This is a genomic window from Oleiphilus sp. HI0061, from assembly GCF_001635675.1.
Window position 1 is genome coordinate 1 of sequence record NZ_LWFE01001141.1, and the last position, 7,911, is coordinate 7,911.

7 protein-coding genes are annotated in these 7,911 nt (G+C 46.0%); 6 read left to right on the forward strand and 1 reads right to left on the reverse strand.

The features are described 5' to 3' along the window. Positions 1–2,280 (forward strand): peroxidase family protein (locus A3735_RS17005; protein ID WP_068638335.1); only part of this gene is annotated, 2,280 nt, incomplete at its 5' end. A 206-nt stretch (positions 2,281–2,486) separates the two neighbouring features. On the opposite strand, the gene A3735_RS17010 is transcribed toward A3735_RS17005, so the two are convergent. Next, a complete protein-coding gene (locus tag A3735_RS17010) occupies positions 2,487–3,383 on the reverse strand; it encodes a LysR family transcriptional regulator (RefSeq protein WP_068513573.1) in 897 nt (298 codons plus the stop codon). A 120-nt stretch (positions 3,384–3,503) separates the two neighbouring features. Between A3735_RS17010 and A3735_RS17015 the strand changes: the two genes are divergently transcribed. The 5 genes from A3735_RS17015 (at position 3,504) to mnmH (ending at position 7,757) form a co-directional block, all read left to right on the forward strand. Continuing rightward, a complete protein-coding gene (locus tag A3735_RS17015; protein ID WP_068509720.1) occupies positions 3,504–3,950 on the forward strand; it encodes a DoxX family protein in 447 nt (148 codons plus the stop codon). An 84-nt stretch (positions 3,951–4,034) separates the two neighbouring features. Continuing rightward, on the forward strand, positions 4,035–5,003 hold the full coding sequence (locus tag A3735_RS17020; RefSeq protein WP_068513575.1) for a glutathione S-transferase family protein: 969 nt from the start codon (positions 4,035–4,037) through the stop codon (positions 5,001–5,003). 40 nt (positions 5,004–5,043) lie between these two features. Further along, the gene (locus tag A3735_RS17025; protein ID WP_068513578.1) at positions 5,044–5,748 is read left to right on the forward strand and encodes a pirin-like bicupin family protein; all 705 of its coding nucleotides are present in this window, start codon (positions 5,044–5,046) and stop codon (positions 5,746–5,748) included. 32 nt (positions 5,749–5,780) lie between these two features. Beyond that, entirely contained in the window at positions 5,781–6,554 is a 774-nt protein-coding gene (locus A3735_RS17030) for a sulfite exporter TauE/SafE family protein (RefSeq protein ID WP_068513580.1), read from the forward strand. A 99-nt stretch (positions 6,555–6,653) separates the two neighbouring features. Then, complete coding sequence (mnmH, locus tag A3735_RS17035) at positions 6,654–7,757, forward strand: tRNA 2-selenouridine(34) synthase MnmH (protein ID WP_068513583.1); 1,104 nt, start codon at positions 6,654–6,656, stop codon at positions 7,755–7,757. Positions 7,758–7,911 lie beyond the last annotated feature (154 nt).

Here is a 7,911-nt window from a genome sequence, read left to right on the forward strand (position 1 = left end):
GGTGACCCTTTAGGTACGGGTGTTATGTCTGTACAACGTACAACTGCTGATCCGGATCGTAGCGTTGAAGACGATGCTTACTTGCCAGCGACTTACCGTAACCACAATACTCACTGGTGGGATGGCTCACAGCTTTACGGCAGCAACAAAGAAACCAATGATTCTGTTCGTTCATTTGAAGATGGTAAGCTCGCTATTGAAAGTGATGGTACTTTGCCAACAGACTTCTGGAGTGGCGTGCCGGTTACTGGCTTTAGTGACAACTGGTGGCTAGGTCTTAGCATGATGCACCAGCTATTCACCTTGGAGCATAACGCTATTGCTGACAAGCTGAAGGAAAACTATCCAAACGCGACAGATCAGTGGCTATTTGATAAGTCCCGCTTGATCAACTCTGCCTTGATGGCGAAGATTCACACAGTTGAATGGACGCCTGCAATTATCGCCAACCCTGCATTAGAGTTGTCGATGGAAGCAAACTGGTGGGGTATCGCGCGTAATCCTGAAACACGTGATTTGATCCAAAATGTGACGGACGATATCAAAGGTCCTAATTCCTGGCTCATTAACACCATCGCATTATTTGATCCTGAAAAAGCTGAACAGTTAAGCACGCCAGGCGCAATTGACCATATCCTTGGTGGTTTGGTTGGCCAAAGCAAACCAAATAACTATGATGTTCCTTATGTACTGACTGAGGAATTCGTTGCGGTTTATCGTATGCACCCATTACTACGTGATGCGGTAGATATCTACGATATCGGTTCAAATGTTGTTTCTGAGCGTATCAATATTGAAGACACGCGTGATGGCGATGCAGAAGATATTCTCGATAATCAGGGCGGCGATCGTCTATGGTACTCCTTCGGCATTACTCACCCAGGTTCCTTGACGCTAAACAACTATCCTGAGTTTTTGCGTAACCTTTCAATGCCGTTAATTGGCGATATTGACTTGGCAACAATCGATATTATTCGTGACCGTGAGCGTGGTGTACCACGTTACAACGAATTCCGTCGCCAGATTGGTTTGAATCCGATTACCAAGTTTGAGGATTTAACTGAAGACCCTACAACTTTGGCTGAATTGAAGCGTGTTTATAACAATGACATTGAGCAGATCGATGCTTTGGTGGGTCAGCTAGCTGAAACAGTGCGTCCTGATGGCTTTGCCTTTGGTGAGACGGCTTTCCAGGTCTTTATCCTGAATGCTTCTCGTCGTTTGATGACAGACCGTTTCTATACTGAAAGCTATACACCTGAAGTGTACACGCAAGAAGGTATCGACTGGGTAGAAAATAACACCATGGTTGACGTGATTCGTCGTCACTTCCCCGAGCTAGAGTTAAGCTTAACGGGTGTAGATAATGCCTTTAAACCATGGGGTTTGAAGATTCCAGATAACTACAAAGAGTGGTCAGCTTGTGATAAAGAGCAGCTCTTATGGACGAACGGTGCAATGCGTACTGAATATGATGCAGGAGAGCGTCCAGGGTTAACTGATATCGATATTGGTGGCCTGATTAATACGGTACTTTGGGAAAAAGTAAATCGTAAGGACGATGTCGCGCCACTCGGTTATGAAAAGCCAATCCATGCTCACGCAGCTATGGCGACCACTACTTTTGAACCTGCTTCTGGCCACCCTTATACAGGTGTCTTCAAAGGTGCAGAGTGTGGCTTATTGCGCCTGTCAGTCACGGGTGACCCAAATGACCGTGGCTTTGCTCCAGGCTTAGCATGGAAAGTGTTCGTTGACGGTAGAAACTCACGCAATGTCTCGGCGTTATACACCTTATCAGGCCAAGGTGGTAACCATGATTTCTTTGCAAATGAGTTGTCGCAGTACGTTGACAAGGAAGTGAACGAAACTTTGGGTACCACAGCCTTGTTCTCACTAGTTTCGACTAAGCCAACCACGCTTTCTGTAGAGAAGATGGCGAAGGTTCGCGCAGATGGCACCAAAGAAAGCAGCGTTGTTACGCCGACGCAGGTTTACTTTGTTCCGCGCCCAGAAGTGAAGGGCTTGTTCTCAAGTGCTTCTCATGACTTCCGTGACGACTTGGAAAGCTTACCAGAAGGTACGCCTATCTATGACGTCTACGCAACGAGCGAGAAAATTCGCACTTCTATCTTCCCGTATTTTCATAAGAAGTATGCGAAATCTCGTCGTGATAGTGCTAAGAAAGTTGGTACGATTCGCCTAAGTTCTGAGTTTATCAGCTCGGCCTTTGGTGACGGTGGTGTTTTCTTCAACCACCAGCGTGTAGAGGATCAATAAGTAAGGATTTCAACTTAGCCTAACCCTTGTATTTATCAATCTGTACTTTGGTAAATAACATATTGGCTGTTCTAGAGCAGGCGGATCAGTCAAAATGAAGGGAGTTGTGCCCCGGAGTCTTTCGAGACTTCGGGGCTTTTTTTATACTTCTAGTCTGAGAAGCCCTACTGAAGGAGGGGAGTGCTTGGTTGGTCTGACGCTGTCACCTACCACTTTGCAGTGGCCAGTAATTGAGTTAATGCCTGCAGACCTTTGCCTTTATTGCTGAGTTTCCATGCCATAAAGCATTCATGATTATTTACCTTAGCAAGCTTAAGCTCCTTCAGCTTGCCACTCTCAATGGCTTGGTGAATACGTTTTCGCGGCAAGTGACCAATACCTATACCTGCTAATATGGCTTCGACCTTTTGATCCATGGTTTGTACATAAAAGGTTTTCCCTGCATCTGTGAGCCCGGCGCTGCGCGACACCTCCAGTATTGAGGTGTCATGGGTAACAACGCGTCTTAACTTAGGCAGTATTTCGGTGAGCCTCTGTGTATCTAAGGCGAGTTCAGCAAGTTGATGGGACGTGGCAATAACCGGTATTAGGTCGGTGTCTGTTAGTGGAATTGCGCGGAAGCCTTTTTGTAATGGTACCGGTCCTGGCGCGCCGACAAGGAGTTCTACGCGGTCTTGCTCAAGTGCTTCCCAGCCGCCGTTAAGTACGCACTCAATTAGATCAACTTCTACATTTTCGTGTTCGGCCAGAAAGTCAGACAGCACATCATATAGTACAGGTTGATTCAGCGTGGACTCCATCGCGATTCGTATTTTCGGCTCCCAACCCGTGGCAACTTCTTTTGCTGAATTAGCCAGCTGAGAAGTCGCCATCAGAATCTTTCGCCCTTCTTGCAAAATTAGCTGCCCTGCGGGGGTTAATACCGAGCGTCGACCTTGACGCTGAAACAAAGTGATACCCAATTGTTCTTCGAGCTTCTGAATAGCATAAGAAACGGCCGAGGTGGCTTTGTTCAATTCTTCAGATGCTTTTGCATAGCTTCCTCGTCTATCTATCGCGTCTAAGGTTTCTAAGGCTTCAATAGTGATCGGGTTTCTAATCATTAAGGTTCCATAAAGATTGTTCTAATTATTAGATCATTCTAAACAGATATTGGCGCTTATTGGAAGTTCTTCAGCGCGATACACTTATTTCATCAAATCAAAACACAGAGGAAACACGCCATGAAAGCACTATTCAACAAAATCAGCACAACGACTGCGGGCCTAGACACGCTACCTATCCGAATTGGCGCGGGCATCACATTCGCCGCACACGGCAGTCAGAAACTATTTGGCTGGTTTGGTGGCTATGGATTGGATGGAACGGCGGGTTGGATGGAGTCGATTGGATTATCGCCCGGTATCTTGATGGCAGGGCTTGCAGGGAGTGCCGAATTCTTCGCCGGTTTATTGCTGATAGTTGGCTTTTTGGTTCGTCCAGCGGCCTTGGTACTGGCAATCACTATGATTGTGGCGATTGTCACGGCTCACATTGAAAATGGATTTTTTATGGCAACTAACGGTTATGAGTTTGCGCTCGCATTACTGGTTATCAGCGCAACCTTAACGATTAGAGGTGCAGGTAGTTTGAGTATTGATAAGGCACTTTTATCGTACAAGACTGTTTAGCCAACACGTTGATTAATCAGATTCAGATAGTTAAGTGCGACTCAAAACATCGCACTTTGATAATCGTTATTGAGGTACAAGGTCATGGGCTTAATACAAGATGGGAAATGGGTTGATCAGTGGTATGACACGAGCGATAGCGGAGGTGAGTTTCGTCGCCAAGATAGTCGCTTCAGAAGTTGGTTGACCGCCGATGGTCAACCTGGCCCGCAGGGTGAGAAGGGGTTTAAGGCAGAGAAAGGCCGCTACCATTTGTATGTTTCGTTGGCGTGCCCATGGGCTCATCGCACGTTGATTTTTCGCCAGCTGAAGAATCTACAAGATTATATCGATGTGACGGTAGTCGACCCGATAATGTTAGAAAACGGTTGGGAAGTTACCGACCCGCTGTACGGTTTTCAATACGCTTACCAGCTTTACATGCGCGCTGATAGCCAATACGAGGGGCGGGTTACGGTACCGGTTTTATGGGATAAACAGACCCAAACGATTGTCAGTAATGAGTCGTCTGAAATTATTCGCATGTTTAACTCAGCCTTTAATCACCTAACTGGCAATACTGATGACTATTATCCAGAGGGCTTGCGTGAGTCGATTGATATGATTAACGAGCGAATTTATGACTGCATTAATAACGGTGTTTATCGTGCAGGTTTTGCGACGACGCAAGAAGCCTATGAAGACGCTTACCATCAATTATTTGATGCCCTAGATTGGGTAGAAGGCGTACTGTCTAAGCAGCGTTATCTGTGTGGATCAACACTAACCGAAGCTGACTGGCGTCTATTTACGACACTGATTCGATTCGACGCTGTTTATTTTGGACACTTTAAAACCAATAGACAACTGATAGCGAGTTACCCCGCGATGAGTTCTTATGTTCGCGAGCTGTATCAAGTGCCAGGGGTGGCCCAGACAGTGAATTTTGAGCATATCAAAACCCACTATTACGCCAGTCACCTTACGATCAATCCGACGGGGGTCATTCCTTTAGGGCCTGAACAAGATTTCGATTTACCCCATGATCGAGACCAGTTGGAAAAAGCTAACTAACGATCTCAGTCACTATTTTCATCAAAAGTAAGGAGTTGTCATGCTTTATTATCGAGCTGCTGACGAACGAGGTAAGGCCAACTTTTCTTGGTTAAATAGCCAACATAGCTTTTCGTTTGGTCACTATTACGACGCCGATCACATGGGAGTTTCGGTACTGAGAGTCATCAATGATGATGAGGTTTCCCCCGGTGCGGGTTTTGATAATCATGGTCATCGAGATATGGAAATTATTTCTTATATATTGGAGGGGGCTATCGAGCACAGAGATAGCACAGGAAATCACTTTATAGTGCCTGAGGGAGAGGTTCAGCGTATGAGCGCAGGGTCAGGGATTATGCACTCTGAATTTAACGCATCTAAAACCGAAGCATTGAAGTTTTTGCAAATTTGGATCAGTCCAAATGTAAAACTCATTGAACCTAGTTACGAGCAAATGCCCATCTTACAGTCTTCGACACTGACAGCTTTGGTAACGCCAGATGGAAGCAACGGTAGCCTAAGTATTCACCAGGATGTGAGCCTTTTTCGCTTGCAGCTAAACGCCGGAGAACGCTACGAATTGACGGCTCAAGCGCGAGTGGGTTATTTGCATGTAATTGAGGGGGAGGGACTTGGCGTTACATCGACTGACAAGCTTGAATTAAAGCCAGGTGATGGTCTAGGTATTATAAAAGATCAGCTATCTATTACGGCCAAAGATGAAGGCTTGACTGCTCTTTGGTTTGACCTCCCGCCAAGATAATTGCTTGTAATATAACGCGAGAAAACATTCTGATGAATGCAACTGATGACCTAAGCCTATTATTGCTTGACCCGCTATTTTGGGGGCTAGCCGTGGTTGGCGTGTTAATAACGGGAATCTCAAAATCTGGTTTTGCCGGAGGAGCGGGTGTTATCGCGGTACCATTACTATCGTTCGTGATGCCCGTGCCGGTTGCCGCTATTTTAATGTTGCCGCTTCTCATTGTGATGGACGCAAAGACGATGCACTATTATTGGCGCAGCGTGAACTGGCAAGAAATAAAAGTGATCGGCCCCGCGGCACTGGTCGGCATCATCGCGGGTGGCTATTTATTGGGTGGATTGTCCAGTAGCTTGTTACAGTCTTTGCTTGGTTTATTTTGCATTGCATTCGCGCTGTGGAAACAGTTGAGCCCCGTTTTGGCTCACCTGCCCTATGCAGGTCTTTTTTGGGCGACCTTGTCTGGTTTAACCAGCACATTGCTACACGCAGGTGGTCCACCGATTAATATTTATTTGGCCACGATACGATTACCCAAGCGCACGTGGTTGGCAAGCGCTGCCATGTTTTTTGCGATGATGAATCTGGTTAAAATCGTTCCGTATGCCTTAGCCGCCCAGTCACAGAGTGGTTTTTCTGTGTCGTTGTTGTTGATTATCGACATAATTTTGTTACCGGCTTGCTTACTTGGTTCGAGCTTAGGACATCGCTTGCATACAAAAATGAGTGAAGCCCATTTCATGTCTGCGTGTAAGGGTTTGTTATTTCTGTCAGGGCTTGGCTTGCTCATTAGTGTGGCGCTCTAAAGCCTTTTGGTTCTAGTGTTTTAAAGATAAGGCATGGCTCTACATAAGCATTTTCCCTATAATCTCCCCCTTCTTTGCACCGCCTGACTATTAAGCACTATGAGCAACAGACCTGATACAGACAACTACCTCGAACTTTTCCTGAATGATATTCCGCTAATGGATGTTCGAGCACCGGTTGAGTTCGATAAAGGTGCCTTTCCAAATACCCTCAACGCACCCTTAATGGATGATGAAGAACGGCGTTTGATTGGTATTCGTTATAAAGAATCAGGCCAGGATAGTGCCATTGAACTAGGACACGAGCTGGTATGTGGCGAAAATAAAGCCCAAAAGCTTGAGGCCTGGTTGGCTTTTGCTAAACAGAACCCCCAGGGCTATTTGTATTGCTTTCGGGGTGGTTTGCGATCAAGAACCACACAAGGCTGGATTAAAGACGTAGGTGTGGATTACCCCTTGATAAAAGGCGGCTACAAAGCCATGCGTCGTTTTCTGATTGACGAAATGGAAACGCAAATCAGCGAGCTGGACTTCACCGTTATTAGTGGCCGAACGGGCACCGGTAAAACACGCGTTTTGAAGCAGTTCAATAATTACGTCGATCTAGAAGGCTTGGCTCATCATCGTGGTTCTAGCTTTGGTCGAATGTTGACCCCTCAACCTAGCCAAATAGATTTTGAAAACAAACTATCCATCGCCCTATTAAAAGCGCGCCATCAAAATAGCGGCACGGTATTTCTGGAAGACGAAAGTCGTTTGATTGGCCGTTGTGCTTTGCCTTTGACTTTGAAAGACCGCATGTCTGCTTGCCCTTTAATTGTCTTAGAAACGCCTTTGGAAGAACGAATCGATGTAGTGCTTCAAGACTATGTGATTGATATGACCGAAGCCTACTTAAGCCGGGACGGTGAAGAGCAGGGCATTGAGAATTTCTCTAACTATCTGTTTGAGAGTTTAGGGAGAATAGAACGCCGCTTGGGTAGCGAGCGAAAGAATCATCTACAGCAAATGATGGTACGAGCGATCAAACAACAATTTTCTGCTTCAGAATCTGATGAGGCTTACGGCCTTCACCGGGAGTGGATCGAACATTTACTAAAAGATTACTACGACCCAATGTACGATTATCAGCTCTCAAAGAAGGCTGAAAGAATTGTATTGCGGGGAAGCAAAGACGCACTATTGGAGCACTACTCAAAATGAAATTATTCAGTACCTTGATCATATTGTTTAGCCTAGCGGTGAGCGCGCAGGCGAAAGATTTTACCTTTACCGCCATCCCTGATCAGGACAGCACCCAGCTTGAGCAGCGCTTTGGTGCAGTGTCTGAGTACTTAGGGAAGGCCTTAGGCATTGA